Source organism: Lacinutrix himadriensis (genome assembly GCF_001418105.1).
Taxonomy (GTDB): Bacteria; Bacteroidota; Bacteroidia; order Flavobacteriales; family Flavobacteriaceae; genus Oceanihabitans; species Oceanihabitans himadriense.
In genome coordinates this window covers 865,808-882,123 of record NZ_LIQI01000022.1, presented here as the reverse complement: position 1 = coordinate 882,123, position 16,316 = coordinate 865,808, and the positions used below count along the sequence as shown (strand labels likewise).

General features: G+C 32.2%; 15 protein-coding genes. 3 read left to right on the top strand and 12 right to left on the bottom strand.

Translation table 11 applies throughout. The features are described from left to right. Positions 1-6: 6 nt before the first annotated feature. The 4 genes from AMD28_RS11535 to AMD28_RS11520 all read right to left on the bottom strand — a co-directional run bounded on the left by AMD28_RS11535 (position 7) and on the right by AMD28_RS11520 (position 5,220). Entirely contained in the window at positions 7-2,196 is a 2,190-nt protein-coding gene (locus tag AMD28_RS11535) for a PepSY domain-containing protein (protein WP_055444252.1), read from the bottom strand. A 53-nt stretch (positions 2,197-2,249) separates the two neighbouring features. Then, positions 2,250-2,732 (bottom strand): DUF2271 domain-containing protein, encoded by a 483-nt coding sequence (locus tag AMD28_RS11530; RefSeq protein ID WP_055444251.1) that lies wholly within the window; start codon positions 2,730-2,732, stop codon positions 2,250-2,252. Between the two features lie 102 nt (positions 2,733-2,834). After that, the gene (locus tag AMD28_RS11525) at positions 2,835-4,310 is read right to left on the bottom strand and encodes an ankyrin repeat domain-containing protein (protein WP_055444250.1); all 1,476 of its coding nucleotides are present in this window, start codon (positions 4,308-4,310) and stop codon (positions 2,835-2,837) included. 1 nt (position 4,311) lies between these two features. Then, the gene (locus AMD28_RS11520; RefSeq protein ID WP_055444249.1) at positions 4,312-5,220 is read right to left on the bottom strand and encodes a DUF6607 family protein; all 909 of its coding nucleotides are present in this window, start codon (positions 5,218-5,220) and stop codon (positions 4,312-4,314) included. Between the two features lie 104 nt (positions 5,221-5,324). Here AMD28_RS11520 and AMD28_RS11515 point away from each other — a divergent pair, with 104 nt between their 5' ends. The 3 genes from AMD28_RS11515 to AMD28_RS11505 are packed head-to-tail and all read left to right on the top strand — an operon-like array spanning position 5,325 to position 8,664. Further along, positions 5,325-5,540: a hypothetical protein gene (locus tag AMD28_RS11515; protein WP_055444248.1), complete on the top strand. Its 216-nt coding sequence runs from the start codon at positions 5,325-5,327 to the stop codon at positions 5,538-5,540. A 26-nt stretch (positions 5,541-5,566) separates the two neighbouring features. Beyond that, positions 5,567-7,468 carry a TonB-dependent receptor plug domain-containing protein gene (locus AMD28_RS11510; protein ID WP_241492498.1) on the top strand — a complete coding sequence of 634 codons (1,902 nt, stop codon included), beginning with the start codon at positions 5,567-5,569 and terminating at the stop codon, positions 7,466-7,468. Between the two features lie 11 nt (positions 7,469-7,479). Continuing rightward, on the top strand, positions 7,480-8,664 hold the full coding sequence (locus AMD28_RS11505) for an HmuY family protein (RefSeq protein WP_055444246.1): 1,185 nt from the start codon (positions 7,480-7,482) through the stop codon (positions 8,662-8,664). A gap of 95 nt (positions 8,665-8,759) precedes the next feature. Here the strand turns inward: AMD28_RS11505 and AMD28_RS11500 are convergent, their stop codons facing one another. From AMD28_RS11500 to AMD28_RS11465, 8 genes are all read right to left on the bottom strand, one after another. Continuing rightward, entirely contained in the window at positions 8,760-9,386 is a 627-nt protein-coding gene (locus AMD28_RS11500) for a carbonic anhydrase (protein WP_055444245.1), read from the bottom strand. Between the two features lie 11 nt (positions 9,387-9,397). Then, positions 9,398-11,263, bottom strand: coding sequence for a SulP family inorganic anion transporter (locus AMD28_RS11495; RefSeq protein WP_055444244.1), 1,866 nt, complete (start codon positions 11,261-11,263; stop codon positions 9,398-9,400). An 82-nt stretch (positions 11,264-11,345) separates the two neighbouring features. Next, on the bottom strand, positions 11,346-11,996 hold the full coding sequence (locus AMD28_RS11490; RefSeq protein ID WP_055444243.1) for a DUF2490 domain-containing protein: 651 nt from the start codon (positions 11,994-11,996) through the stop codon (positions 11,346-11,348). 39 nt (positions 11,997-12,035) lie between these two features. Then, a complete protein-coding gene (locus AMD28_RS11485) occupies positions 12,036-12,662 on the bottom strand; it encodes a carbonic anhydrase family protein (protein ID WP_055444242.1) in 627 nt (208 codons plus the stop codon). A 13-nt stretch (positions 12,663-12,675) separates the two neighbouring features. Next, positions 12,676-13,482, bottom strand: a complete 807-nt coding sequence (locus tag AMD28_RS11480) for a universal stress protein (protein ID WP_055444241.1) — start codon at positions 13,480-13,482, stop codon at positions 12,676-12,678. A 5-nt stretch (positions 13,483-13,487) separates the two neighbouring features. Next, positions 13,488-15,080: a SulP family inorganic anion transporter gene (locus tag AMD28_RS11475; RefSeq protein WP_055444378.1), complete on the bottom strand. Its 1,593-nt coding sequence runs from the start codon at positions 15,078-15,080 to the stop codon at positions 13,488-13,490. Between the two features lie 96 nt (positions 15,081-15,176). Further along, positions 15,177-15,458 carry a hypothetical protein gene (locus AMD28_RS11470; RefSeq protein WP_055444240.1) on the bottom strand — a complete coding sequence of 94 codons (282 nt, stop codon included), beginning with the start codon at positions 15,456-15,458 and terminating at the stop codon, positions 15,177-15,179. A gap of 62 nt (positions 15,459-15,520) precedes the next feature. Beyond that, on the bottom strand, positions 15,521-16,279 hold the full coding sequence (locus tag AMD28_RS11465) for a tetratricopeptide repeat protein (protein ID WP_055444239.1): 759 nt from the start codon (positions 16,277-16,279) through the stop codon (positions 15,521-15,523). Between the last annotated feature and the right edge of the window lie 37 nt (positions 16,280-16,316).

Below are 16,316 nucleotides of genomic sequence, written 5' to 3'. Positions count from 1 at the left end.
TTGAGATTAGTAACAATCTGTTTTTATCTGATTTTTTTCTATAAATGCACTTAACGGTAGGCTTAAATTTTCTGTGGTAATGACATCTAAAACAGCCAAGACATCGTTTTGCATGGCTAAGGATCCACAAAGCATAATTACACCATTGTTTTTTAATGTTTCTGCTACAAACAAAGCGTCCTGTTTTAGAAGATCTTGCACATAATTTTTAGGTGCTTCTCTTGAAAACGCTAGTTTTAGTTTGGTGAATTTTTTGCTCTTATAATTCTCTTTAATAACGTCGCGATACAGGTTAAACGAAGCATTTTGTCTTAGTCCGTAATACAAATGAGTCTCTATATTTTTGGTGTTTTGATCTAGCATTCCTAGAAAAGGAGCAATTCCTGTTCCGTTGGCAATTAAGATAACTTTGGAAGCTTTTTTAGGAAAATGAAAGGCTGTGTTTTTAATTATTCGTGCTTTAAAAAGGTCACCTTTATTTAAGTTACTTAAGAAACCGGAGCCCAATCCGTTTTCATGCAGCTTTACACTTAACTGTACTTTTCCGTTGACTTTTCCTATAGAATATAAACGCTCTCTGTAATCGTTTTTAGGATAAATAGCCAACAAATCTCCAGAGGTAAATCTCTTGGTGTTCGGTTTTAATTTGATTAAAAAAGTGCTGTCGGCATGGTCTTCTGCTTTGGTTTTATCTACCACCGTAAAGGTGTTGTTTAATCTTGGTTTTACAGCTAGTTTTTCTTTGGAAATAGATATAGGAAGCTTTCTGTTTTTGTTCCAAAGGGTCACCCATTCTTCAAAGGAAGTTACCGATTTATCATTAATGGTAAAAATGGGTAATTCTTGTTTAAACGGAAGCTGCATCGCTGCATCTACATCGAAAGCAAATTTACAAAAGTCGGGATATGCTAAAGATCCAAAACCAACTACAGAATAGCTTATTTCTTGTACTTGTTTTACCGTTTTTAATCGTTCTAAAAACACGTTGGCATTGGTTGGCGCTTCGCCTTCGCCATAAGTAGAAGTCAGAACTATAATATGCTCTGCTTTACTATAGATATCGTAATTATTAAGCTCTGCGATGTAAACGCTTTCTCCTGCTTTTATTAATTGTTGTTGCAATTGGTTAGCAAAAGGCAAGGTATTTCCGTTTTCCGATCCTACTAAAATCACATATTTGCTATTGTCTTTTTTGTACTTATTTTTTAGTTTAGACTTTCTACGTTTTAGCGTCATGGCAAAACCAGAATAGATAAAAAATAAAATATTTGCGGTTGCAATTGCTAAAATTACAGACCATAAAATACTGCCTTTTCCAGTGTGTAAATTCAGACTTAAATTAGAAAATACCGTAACTAAAGGTGTTTTTATTTCGCTTAAAGTTTCGCCTGTAAATTGGTTTACAACAACTTCTTTGTCTTTAAGGGAAAGTGTGAAATAATCTTCTACAGCTTCCGAAAAAGGGAATTCTATGGTTTTTACTTCGGAAAGTTTTGTGTTTTTAAAAATAGGAAAATCTTGAATATCTTGTTTTGGTGTTTCCGAAAGGGATTCAAAATCTACGGTATGATTAACGCTACTTTTAGGAAGTAAATCGAATTTTTCAGCCGACAAATAAACACCTGTAATGGTGATGATAATTATTGGAATTAACGACAGTCTTCCTAAAACAACATGCCAATACTGACTGAAGTTTTCGTTTACTACTTTCGAGAAAAACTTCTTTAAACCGCCTTGTCTTTTTAGTATTAAAACCGTTCCGGAAACAGCAATTAATAATAATAGAAAGGAGCATAATCCTACAAAAAAGCGTCCGATTCCTTTTAAAAACAACGACCTATGAAAATTAGTAACCCATTTAAAAAATTTGGACACTTCTATTTTATCTCCAATAAACGCTACTGTTCTCGGATTTATATACCCATTTAAACTTTCACCATCGTTAGTAATAACAGATGCTAAAACAAAATGGCTTGCATCTACTTGCACATCGATAACTTCAGGATATTTTTCCTTTAAATTGCTAATCGTTTCGGCAACCGTTATGTTTTCAAAATTAGAAACTTTATACGGTTCTAGCTTTTCTGAAATGGGTTGGAACGCCAAAATAATTCCAGTTATGGATGCTAATAAAATAAAAACAAAAGAAGATACAGCTAGTGTTAAGTGGCTGTATCTCCAAATGGAAATGGTCATGCTTTTTTAAATTTAGGAGACTTTTGTACTGCTCTCAAAGTGACAATTGTGTTTTAGTTAGGCATTAAACGCACATAACGAATAAACCCTGTACCTTCTTTTTTGCTTTTAACACTTTCTGATGTTAATAGAAACTCGACATCTTTAGTGTAATATTCTTGATCTTCTACAGCCGTTTCAAAACGAATACTGTAACCGGCATCAATTTTAGAATCTTCAATTTCTAAAACGCTAATCGTTCTTGCGCCTCCAGCAATGGTTTCTCCTGTAATAGCGTCGATACTAGAGCGTTTCTTTCCGTAGAATTTCCACCATTCTGAAATATCGTGATACCACTCATCATCATCTCCTTGCACGTATAAGGTTTTTTCGTATTCCCCTTCCGGATTAATAAGTGAAATAACCACGTAGGCATTTTCACCTGTATAATTAATCATTTGAATCATGCATTTATACGATGTAGATTCTTTTATAGTGGTAAAGGATAGCATTGTTATTGCTAAAAAACAAACCGTTAATATGGATTTAAATTTCATGTGTAACTTTATTTTTTTGAGGTTATAATTTTATGAAATCTGAAAAGACACTTCGACTCCGCTCCGTGTGACAGTTCATCATTACAAACTCTAAATTATTTATTATTTTAAAAAATCTAAATTGATTTTCTGTGCTTTTAAAATTTCGTTTTCGGATGCTAAATCAAAAGGAGTTTCATCAAAATCTGTAGTTGCATCTTTTTTAGCTCCAATAGATAATAAATACTTTAAGATTTCTGTGTCTTTCGCTTGTAAAGCTGCTAAATGTAAAGCTGTATTCCCTTCGTTATTCTTCGCATTTACATCTATTTTAAATGGCGCTATAAACTTTAAAATATCGATATCGTTTTTAGCTAATGCTAAATGAAATAGCGTATTTCCATTTTCTTGCGTTTTGGTGAAATCCAGTCCGTTTTTAGCTAAAACACCTAACTTTTGCTCAAAAACATCTGATTTTTTAGTCGAAAAAGAGGCTATTAAATAAGGCGTTAAGTTATTTTTATTCGCATCTAAAATGGTAACATCGGCTTTATTTTCTATTAAAAAACGAACCACTTCTAGCGAGTTATTTGCAACAGCCAAAGCTAGCGCAGATTCTCCTTTTTTATTTACCTGGTTAACATCTTTAACCTGCTTAAATAATAAGGAAACAGTTTCTAAATTGTTTCGGCTTGCTGCGTTTATAAATGGTGTGTTTCCGTTTTCATCGATTGCATTTACATTTCCTTTATCTAAGAAATAACTAACCAATTCTAAATCTTTACTTCTGGCTGCTAAAATATGTAAAGGTGTTTCGTTTTTAATGGAAGCTTTTTCCGGGTTTAAACCAACACTTTCTAAGTATTTGTATAAATCTATGGTATTTGTATTCCCTCTAGTTCCGGCTGCTGCAAACATAAAAGCGTTATCGTTTCCTTTTACCCCTTTTTTAAGTAATTGATTTAATAAGTCTACATTTCCTGTTTTCGCTACATAATTAAATACGCCATTTCCATCTGCATCTACACTATTTATACTAGCTCCTTTGGAAGTAAAATAGTTGATTAACGCAAAGTCTTTATCGTAAGGAGCAGCTAATAATAAAGCATTAGCTCCTTTTGGTGTTACATCTGTTTTTACATTCGCACCATTTGCAATACAAAGGTCATACACCTTCGTATTTTGTTGTCCGGAACCAGCTGCAAAATTTAAGATGGTATTTCCTTTATCATCTGTAATATCTGTTTTAGCGCCTTTGCTAAGTAGGTATTCCATTACCTCTATATTACCTTTATATGCTGCCCAAAAAATGTACGTTCTACCATCGTGTGTTAGCTTATTGGCATCGTTTCCTTCTTTAGACTGCATGTATTTAATAGTTGCTACTGGTGCATCTTGTAAAATAGCATATACCACAGCATCAAAATTATTGCCATTAGCTTCTGTAATGTCATTTCCTTCTTGAATTTTAGCTTCAACAGTTGCAATGGTTGGATTCGATTTCCAAAAATCACGGTTTAAAAATATATTTTCTTGCGCAAAACCTAGCGTGCTTAAAAATAGAGTGACAACGGTTATTATGTTTTTTAAATACTTCATATTATTTTTTTACAAATGATTCTATTAATGGATTAATTTCTTCTGCTGTTTGGTATTTTTCTTTATCAAATAAATACTTAAACAATACTTTATTATCTACTTTTTCTTCTAAAATTAAATCTTGATTTCTTGCAAATACTTCGTCCCATTTAGTGCGTACTAAAGCCCATTTAACTTGTTCTTTAGCCCAATACTCTTGTGCTGCAACACATTTACTATCTTCTACTTTAACATAGGTATTATATCCTTTTTCTTGTGCTAATAACACATCATCTTTAGCGTCTTGACGAATAATTTTATCGTTATCTTGGTCATGAATCCAACCGCTTTCTACAATCTCGTGACGGTTTGTTCTAAGAGTCACATTATAATCGCTACGTTTGGTGTACTCACGTCTTGGTAAAGGTGCAGCTGTTGTACTTTCCCAATAGCTTTTTCCATCTACATGTACCCAAGTTGCAGAACCTTCGTAACGCGGACTATCATCTACCTGAAATACTTTTTGAGACCATTGCCCTTTTACTTCTTCTTTTGGAAGATTAACAAATGTCCATTTATTATCGTGATCAAATTCATATAAGTTTGTGTTTTCAAATTCCCAATCTTGTCTCCAATGCTTCACAATATATGGTTGTTCTTTAGAACCAACAATTAATAAATGTTGCATTGCTATTTTGTCTTTATTGTCTTCTACCAATTGCACCCATTCTAATCCTTTATCATATTTTGTTTTCGAAGCAACGTATGTAGAATCTTCCGAGTATTGAAAAGTTTCTGCAAAATTAAAGCTTACTTCATAACAACCACACATCGCTTTAATGGCTTTTTGATCTTGTTCCTTCTTTTTTTGTGCGCTTACATTAAAGGTAAATGCGAATGATAAAATGAATAATAAGGGTAAATGTTTCATTATTAAAGTTTTATTTATTGGGTTTAAAAAAAATTTAAATTTATTTATTCTTATTTAGATTGAATTAAAATAAGATTCTATATTTGCGACAAATATAAAATAGAATGAGTCTAAATAAAAATAATATTACACTTTATTTTTTACTTTTTTTGAGTTACGCGATTAGTGCTCAAGAAAAGAAAACGGACACTACCAAGATTGAAAAACTAGACGAAGTAGTTATAGTAGGAGAAAGTAATGTTATGTCTGTTAGTAAAAAGTTATTTACTGTTGGAACTATTAAAAGAAAAGACATAGAAATGTTGCTGGAAATAACTTAGCAGATGTTTTACAAAACAGTTTAAACATTACCGTCAATCCAGACGCTTCTAATGGTCGTTCTACCATAAGCTTATTTGGTTTGGATGGTCAATATGTAAAAATATTAGTAGACGGCATACCAATTATTAGTGATAATGGTCTAGGTAACAACATCGATATTTCCCAATTAAATATAGATGATGTGGAACGTATAGAGATTGTGGAAGGATCTATGGGTGTTTTATATGGGGATAACGCCGTTGCAGGTGTAATTAATATTATCACAAAAAGAGGATTAAAAGATAATGGTTGGGAACTTCAGTTATCCATTCAAGAAGAAACTGTGGGTAATGAATTTGAATTCTTTGATAAGGGAAGACATATTCAAAATGTAAGAGCTACCAACCAGGTTAATGAAAAATTAGCATATTCTGTTGGTGCTTCTAGAAATGATTTTGCAGGTTTTTATAATGGATTTAAAGGAAAAAACTATGTTAATATAGAAGATGGAATAGTTGTAAACGATAGTTTGCGAGGCACCGAGTGGAATCCGAAAGAACAAATAACCGTATCTGGAGATGTGGATTTAAACTTAGGGAAACACAACTTGTTTTACAAGCTTCAATACTTTAATGAAAACCTAGATATTTACAATAGAACAGTAAATGGGAGATATGAAAATGGTGTTCTTAATCCTACAGCTGTTGATGAAAACTACAAAACAGATCGATGGGTAAATAATTTAAATGTTTCTGGACCATTACATGGAGCTACAAACTATAATTTTTCCTTTTCGTATCAAACTCAAAAACGAAACTACAAAGAATATGTTTACAATATTCTAGAAGAACAAACGCAATCTGTAGAGACAGATACTGTAAGCCAATCTAGTGAAGTATGGTACTCTAAAGTTTTTGTAAATAATATAGTACCAAAGTCTGATTTTTTTAATCTTCAGTTAGGTTATGAATTCACTAATCAAAAAGGATTTGATGCTATTGCTACAGGAAATTATTCTAATAATGTAGTAGAAAACACCATAACTAATTATGAATTATTTGGGATTACCGAATTTCAACCTTTTAAAAAATTATCTATAAATCCGGGTGTACGATTTACAAATAGTTCTCAATTTAATAATCATATAATTTGGTCGTTGTCATCTACTTATAATTTTACAGAGAAAATAAAACTAAAAGCGGTTGTAGGATCTGCATATAGAGCACCAAACTTTGAAGAGCTCTTTTACTACTTTGTAGACTCCAATCACAATGTAAGAGGGAATCCTGATTTACAACCAGAAGATGGAATCTCTGTTTTTGTAAACCTTAAAAACAATTATAAGATTGCCAAAGAAGGCTTTTTAAATCAAAAATTCACATTCTTTTATATGGACTTAAAAGACGCAATAGCTAGTATTACTTCGGAAGATGAAGATGGCAGCATTCTATTTACACAAGACAATATAGATTATAGTAAACGATTAGGTTTCAATTTAGAAAACAGTTTTATCTATAAAAACTGGAATGTAGGATTGGGAGCCACTTATTTGGGCATTACAAATGCTATTAATGAATCTTTAGATAATCCATCCAATTATATGTGGAGCTTAAACTTACAAGCCACATTAGCTTACAATATAGACAAGTGGAATACCACTATTAGTAGCCAATTAAAACATACTGGTAAAACTCAAGGTGTCTTTACGGATACGGATGGCGAATTGTTTATTGGAGAAACCGATGCTTTTACTTGGTTAAACGCATCCATAAGAACAGATATTACACCTAGAATAAATGCAACATTAGGAGCAAGAAACTTACTAGATGTTGTAAACATAAACACTAAATCTTCTGCTGGAGCACATACTGCTTCGACATCAAGTTCCCGATTAATCGGTAATGGCCGATCCTATTTTTTAAAACTATCCTATAATTTAAATTTTTAACACTAATAATTATGACAAACAAATTTTTAACTCTGATATTAATCCTTACCGCTGTAGTTGTTACAAGCTGTAGTAGTGACGATAATGGTGGAAACACAGTAACAACGACACCGCCATCTTCTGGTGGAATTATTGACCCAGAAGTAGGTGGATTTAATCAACCAAATCGTGTTTTTGTAGATTTAAGTACAGGTAACCAAGTCGCTGTAAATCGCGATTCTTGGGAAATTGCTGTTTATAACGGTTCGGAAAACAGAGTCTATCTTAACAGTGCTTTATTAGTATCTGCTGCAGAATTAGAAGGTATTACGGATATTACAACAGTAACGGAAACTACAACTTTAACATCTCCGTTAACCTTAAATGCATTAGATCCAACTTTTACACCTACCACTGTAACAGTAAATACTGTTGCTGAATTAATGCAAGGTTTACCTGTAAACTATTACCAATATGGTGATTTAAATGCTGGCATTTCTTTTACGGATACTAAAGAAGGCGAATTAACAGGTACTGCATTTGAAGAAATATCAACAACAGATAGCGAGAACAATGTGTACATTATCAACTTAGGAAACGAAATACCTACAACAAATAATGGAACAATAAACACGACTGGAGACTCAAGAGGTTTTATGAAGGTTAGAGTATTAACAGACGGAAACAGTTACACGATTCAATATGCTGCCTTAAGCAACACAACTGATTTTTCGGAATTAACGGTAAGTAAAGATAGCAACTACAACCTTACTACTGTAAGCTTAACGGATGAGCAAATTGCAACTTTAGAGCCAATATCTTCTAATTGGGATATTGATTTTGGTGGTGTATTTTCTTATTATGGTCAGCAAGGTACTTTAGCTGCAGGTTTAACGTATTCAGATTATTCATTACACAATACGCTAGGTGGTGTTGGCTTGTACCCGATTACTGTGGAAGACGACACAACCCCTAATTATACAAATTTCACATACGATGCTATTACGGAAGCCAGTTTTATTTACAATGATCGTACGGTTATAGGAAGTGGCTGGAGAAGTGTCGATTATATGACTGGGGAAACATCTGTAAGAGAGGACAGATACTACATTATCAAGGATACGGATGACAACTACTATAAGCTAAGATTCACAGCAGTGGAAAGCCAAACAGGAGAAAGAGGTTATCCACAATTTCAATATGAATTATTACAGTAAACATTCTTATTATTTTATAATATTAGTCTATTATAAAAATGAAAAGCCACTCTTAAAGGAGTGGCTTTTGTTTTTACTTATTGTTTCGTGTCCAATTAATCTAAATGATAGATTTCTCTAATATCATTCAGGATTCTTTCAAAATCTATTTTTAAATCTATCAGTTTTCCGGTGTGAATATCAAAGACCCAACCATGTACAATTAATCCTCTACCACGAACTGCTTTTTGAATAGCAGCTGTTTTAATAAGGTTAACACATTGTTCTTGTACATTTAATTCGATTAAACGTTCGTATTTTTTTTCTTCCTCTTCAATCGCATTCAGCTCTTCGTTATGAATACGGTATACATCGCGAATGTTTCGCAACCACGGATTTAACAAACCTAGATCTGCAGACTGCATAGCAGCTTTTACACCACCACAACCATAATGTCCGCAAACAACTACATGATTTACTTTTAAGTGCTCTACAGCATACTCTACAACAGACATCGCGTTTAAATCGGTACCAATAACCATATTAGCAATGTTACGGTGTACAAAAACATCTCCAGGACCTAATCCCATTAATTCTTCTGCAGTAACTCTACTATCGGAACAACCAATAAATAGTAATTCCGGATTTTGTCCTTCGCCCAATTTATCAAAATACGCGTCGTCTTCATTTAATTTAGACTTTATCCACGTTTTATTATTTTCAAATACGATATCAAGATTCATCTTTTAAAAATTTAGTTTTCGTCTTTGACGTTATCCTTTATCCATTTCACACAACTATCAAAAGTCTTAAAAATATGTTCTTTAGCAATAAGATCTGGAATAATATCAATACGTTCCATCATATAGCTTGGTTGTTTTAATAGTCCGACAAACAATACTTGAATATTCTTTTTATTTAAATCTTGCAGTACATCTTCCATGGCATACAATCCAGATTGATCCATATATTGCATACGTCCTAAACGAATAACAACCGTTTTTGCTGTTGCAGGAATTTGATCTGCTAGACTTTGAAAATCACTTGTAGACCCAAAGAATAAAGGTCCTTTTAAGTGTTTTATAAAAACTTCTTCTTTTAATTTTTCAGGAAAAATAGCTTCATCTGCCCAAGCTTTCTCTTTCTTTAAAGATTTCACATCCGATCGTTGCGCAGTTAAATCTCCTATTTTTTTCATAAACATAAGAGAAGCAATAACTAAACCAATACCAACGGCATATACTAAATTCCAAAAAGTAGATAATAATAATACGACAATCATGATTAGAACTTCAGAACTCATTTTAAAAGGTCCAATTTTCATATCTCTTGGTAAACTTGGAATGGCTTTTAAACCTTTATAATCCATAACTCCAATACCAACAGTTACAAGAATACCTGCTAAAACTGCTGCAGGAATTTGAGATGCAATTGGCGCTAAAACTAATAAAATAAACAGTAACATAATACCGGCAATCATTCCAGAAAGTCTTGTTTTACCACCAGAATTAATATTAACTACGGTTCTAATTGTTGCTCCAGCTCCTGGTAAACCACCAAATATTGCTGCGATACTATTACCAATACCTTGCCCAATAAGTTCTTTATTCGGCTTGTGTTTTGTTTTGGTCATATTATCTGCAACCACACTAGTTAATAAAGAATCAATAGCACCTAGTAACGCTAAAGTTAAAGCGGTAAAAATATAAGGCGTGACACTAGTAACACTAAAATCTGTAAAAATACTTAAATTAGGAATTGGTAAACCTGTAGGTATTTCTTCAATAGGTCTATAATCTAAACCAAAACCAATGGCAACTCCAGACATCACAACTAAAGCGACAAGCGTACTTGGCACGGCTGTGGTTATCCGTTTAAATCCGTAGATAATAAATATCGTTCCAAGAGCGAGAATAAGCTCTAACCAATTAATTTGCTGAATAGCTTTTGGTAGCGATTTTAATGCACCTAAAACACCTGAAGCTTCATTGGAAGCTAGCGTTTTAGATTCTTTTAAAATATCTTCTGCAGTAATTTCACTTCCTCTTTCAATGGTTTCTTTAAAATTTTCTAAAACTAGAATACCTTCTCCAGCTTCTTCTTTTAATATATTTTCAAGGATAAGTTCTTCCGCTTGTGGTTTAAATTGCTCTACGAAAACCATATCTTCTTTAGGATAATAACCTAATGCTGGAAGAATTTGCGTGATTAAAATAATAACTCCAATGGCTGTCATAAACCCCGAAACCACAGGATACGGAATGTATTTTATGTATTTTCCAAAACCGAGAACTCCAAGTCCTACCTGAAACAATCCTGCTAATAAAAATACGGTTAAAATTGCTGGTAAAGCTTTAGAAACGTCGCCATCATTTAAAGCAATAATCCCTGCAATAACCACCATACTTACTGCTGTCATTGGTGCAGTTGGTCCAGAAATCTGCGTATTTGTACCTCCAAAAAGTGCCGCAAAGAAACTTAAAAAAATCGCACCATATAGTCCTGCACTTGGGCCCAATCCAGAGGACACACCAAATGCTAATGCCAGTGGCAATGCAACAATTCCTGCCGTGATACCTCCAAAAGCATCTCCTTTAAAATTCGAGAAAAAGTTTTTCATATTTTATATTTTAGTTTCGTTTGTTTTTGTTTGTTCGTTTTACAAAATACCGTTTTTCTATGTAGTTTAAAAGGAATTTAGATTAGAAATTAACAAATGCAATTATATTAATTTGATCTCTTCCTGAATTTTCAAAAAACTGATTCATATACCCTAATTCTAATTTTAAGTTTTCTGAAAACTTATATCCTAATCCTCCATATACTCTGTTTCTATCGAATACATCCGATTCCGTATTTAAAAACACTTCATTGTATGCAGATAAATATAAAGGGCTTTTGCCATCTTCTTTATTTTGAAGCGGATAATTAAAGCCTAAAAAGTAGCGTAGTCGCATTTTAAAATCGTCTTCTACAAAACGTTGTTCAAAACGATAACGATGATTCAATTTCAGTTTACCTATATTTTGTTTGGACGTAAATTGCTGAAAAACACGATGCTCATTTACCGTTGCTTTTTCATCGGTGTTTCCAATATAATTTTCAGATAAAATATAACCATATCCTAAAAGGATGTTATTCTTACTTTCATTAAAAGTATAACCTAAACCGGTTCTTAGTAATAGTTGTTCTAAATCACCTACAGCATCATAATTTCTGTATTGCACTTCGTGATGAATATTCCAGGTATTGTTTAATTTTTTGTTTCCAATATAAATTAACCAATTTCCTAAATTACTCTCTTGACTTGTAGCAATAAAAGGCAACACCAATATACATATTAGTGTTGCCATAAAAGTCTTCTTTTTCATAAAAGCTTTTATACTATTTTATTAATAAAAGTTTACAGCACCTGTATTTACATCATACATTGCTCCAATGATTTTAATTTCACCTTTTTTCTCCATTTCGGTAAGTATTGGACTTTCGGCATGAATTCTATCGATCATTAATTGTACATTCATGTGCGATACCTCATCTACAAACGCTAAATTTTTAGAGCTTCTTAAGCTTTCGTCTTTAGGTTCTGTAACGGCATTAACTGCTGGTGTAATTTTTTGAATCAACTTGGTTAGGTTACCCATTTCGGCATGGTCACAAGCTCCTTTTACGGCACCACAACTTGTATGTCCTAAAACAACAATAAGTTCTGTACCTGCTAATTTACATGCAAATTCCATACTCCCTAAAATGTCTTCATTCACAATATTCCCTGCTACACGCACGCTAAAAATATCTCCTAATCCTTGGTCAAAAACCAATTCTGCAGACACACGTGAATCGATACAACTTAAAATAGTTGCAAATGGAAATTGTCCGTCACTAGTATCATTTACTTGCTCTAAAAGGTTACGATTCGCTTTTAAATTATCTTGAAACCTTTGATTTCCTTCTATTAAATATTGTAATGACTTTTCAGGTGTCATTGTTGCTTGTGTCTCTTTTGTATGTGCTTTCATAAGTTTTTATTTATTAGAATACTAGTTTTGTAGTATCTGGATTTTTCTCTCCGGTTAGTAATAAGGAAACATTAAGTTTATTCATAATGTCTCTTTTTGTTTTGTTGTTTTTATCTAAACACATCAAGTTTATTTTATTTTTTGATACGTATTTAGATACACTTTCTAATGCTTTATCACTTTGTTCAAAAACATATTCAAAGGTGTTTATTTCAGCAGTAACATCCACTGTTGAATTACTATTCGCTGCTTTAACAATATGGAATGTCTTAATTGGCACTTTTGTTTTACTAATTAATTCTTCAATACCATTAATGTCTAAGGTTTTATCTATAGTATTTAAAACCCCTAATGCAACTTCTTTATTTGGTTGCAACGCATCTTTACCTGTTGTAATCATAACAGGACCTTTGTGTGTTTTTAAAACAAATTCTGTGATATTGTCTCCTATAAAGTTAAGTTTTTTTGCTTTCCTTTTACCAAGAACTATAATATCTGGTTTATGTTCTTGTATATAGCTTTCAATTTCATGCTTTAAATTACCAAAAGATAATTTATAATCGATAGGCATATCAAACTCCTGACTTACAGGTTTTACAATACTTTCTATTAGTTTATCTGTAATGAGATGCTTTTCATTAATAGAACGCATAGTAGACAACTGATTATCTCTATCGACAATTTCTGTTGGTCTTTTTATATGAAACAACGTTATTTCACCACCAACCATTTTTGCTAAACCTACTGTACTTTTTAAATCTAACTCTGTAGTTTTTTTTAAATCTGAAAGCAGTAATATTTTGTATTTATTATTTTTCATAGGATTTAACTTAAACTAATATTAGATTTTGGTCTTAATTGAAAAAACTCGATAAAGCTTGGCGGATTTTCAACGACTCCACGTTTTGAAATTAATTTGATATCAATGTTTCTTTCCTTTGCTTTAAAAGCAAAATCTTCAAGAATTTCAATAATATCGTAATCCAGAAACCTTGTTTTTCTAACATCAAATTCTAAATACGTATCTCTTGGTAAGCTATCTAATTCTTTTAAAATGGCTCCTTTATTAAAGAAGGTTACTTCTTCAGCTAATTCCATTTTAATTCTATGCTTTCCATTACTATTATCTTCAATATGAAGAAAGTGCGAATTTTGGTAGCTTTTTAATAAAATAACAACAATACCAACAGCCAATCCTAAACCAATACCAACTAATAAGTCTGTAAACACAATTCCTATTACGGTTACAAAAAACGGAACAGATTGTTTCCAACCTAGACTGTACATCTTCTTAAATAACGATGGTTTTGCTAGTTTGAAACCTACAATTAATAAAATAGATGCTAAAACAGATAAAGGAATTTTATTAAGTAAAGAAGGAATAAGTACTACTGATAATAATAATAAAAGTCCGTGAATGATAGTCGATAGTTTCGTTTTTCCGCCAGATTGAATATTAGCAGAACTTCTAACAATTACTTGCGTTATTGGAAGACCACCAACTAATCCAGATAATATATTACCTGCACCTTGCGCCAATAATTCTCTATTGGTAGGTGTCACGTTTTTGTCTGGATCAATTTTATCCGATGCTTCAACACACAATAAAGTTTCTAAACTTGCTACTAAAGCAATAGTAAAAGCAACAACCCATACTTGCGGATTTGTAATTGCTGCAAAATTCGGGAAACTAAACTGTCCGATAAAAGAATCTAAATCTTCTGGAATTGGAACACTAACCATGTGGTTTGCTCCAATAGATAATACCTCGTGATTTTGGGTAAGCATAAAAAATACGATACCTAATACTACCACTACAAAAGGGCCTTGAATCACTTCGAAGAACTTTCCTTTTTTACTCAATATTTTATCCCAAAATATTAAAAGTAATAAACTAATAAGACCAATTAAAGCAGCTCCTGGATGAATATTATTTAGCATCGTAAACAATTCTGAAAAGGTATTTCCTCCGTCTATTTCAAAAAATTCTAAATCCCAAGCTGACGCTTCATCGTAACCAAAAAAGTTAGGAATTTGTTTTAAGATAATGATAATACCAATACCTGTAAGCATTCCTTTAATCACCGATGACGGAAAATAATAGCCAATAATACCAGCTTTTAGAATACCAAAAATTAATTGAATAACACCTCCTAAAACAACAGCAACTAAAAAGTTTTCATAACCTCCTAAAGTTCCAATTGCTGTTAATACAATTGCTGCAAGTCCGGCAGCAGGGCCACTTACACCAATTTTAGAACCACTTAAGGCTCCTACTACTATTCCTCCTATAATTCCGGCTATAACTCCTGAAAAAAGTGGGGCTCCACTGGCTAATGCAATACCTAAACATAAAGGTAATGCAACAAAAAACACGACGACACTTGCAGGCAAGTCGCTTTTTAATGTTTTAAACATATATACATACTGATTTTGCGCTATTGATTCTTTTTTTATGATCAATAGCTATTTTTAATATTTTTTTGGGACAATAAATGTCTAACGAATAAAATATTAAATAAAATCTGGTGGTGGAGAAATGATGTTAAAATGCGGATTCAGGTAACTTTTAAAGAAATACCCTAATTCATTATTCTTAAATAAATCGCTTAAAGGAATGAATTCGTTGTTCGTTTTATAAAAAACAACTTCCAAATTATTATTTTCTTCCTCTTCAGAAAGGCTATAAAAAACAGAAATATCTATAGTATCATCTAGTGCTATAATTATAGATGGCATAGTAATAATTGCCATAAATAATACAGTAAAAAATATAGAAATGTTTCTTTTTGGCATCCTTTAAATTAAATCAAGCTGCAAATATATAACTATAGAAGTATTTTATTGTTAAGGAAAAATTAAATTTCATTTAATGCTTTAATATCATCATTAGAAATCCAACCCACTTTACCATCTGTAAGTTTAATTTTTTTCCAATTATTTACCGTATCTAAAATTAAAACTTTAGTTCCTTCATGTAACCTAAAAGACTCTTCGCTTCTTAAATTAGGCTCACTTTTAACCATCGCTTCTTGTGAAAACACAATGGCTGGTTTATTCTTTTTATCGATATCGAATTTATGAAAGGCAAAAAACAAAGTGATACATGTTAAAAATAAGAAACTGGAACTACCAATAAATGCAAGTCTTTTTCTGCCTGTAGAAAAGCTGAAATAATACAATAAAGACAATAGCACAAATAAAACCACAGCGACAACCGAAGCATACGCCCAGCCATTAAAACTCATGGTATTTGTGATGCTTTTAAACAGTTTAGAGAAACCTACTTCTGGCACAACATCTATAGCATCTACAGTCATGTTTCTTGCAAAAGCGATATTGTTTTGTATTTCTTTATCGTTAGGAGAAAGCTGTAATGCTTTTTCAAAGTAGTAAATACTAGGTGCAATATTATTTAGCTTATAATGTGCATTACCAAGATTGAAATACAAAGAAGCAGAATGTTTTTTAGCATCTAAAATGCTTTCATACTTAGAAATTGCTTCTGTAAATTTTCCTTCATTATACAACGTATTTCCTTCTTCAAAAAGCGTATTGTTTTGTGCTACAGAAAGCGTAGTTAGTAAAAAGGTTAGTATGTAAATTATTTGTTTCATTTGTGTTTTATATAAAACTCTTCCTGCTATATTTTCG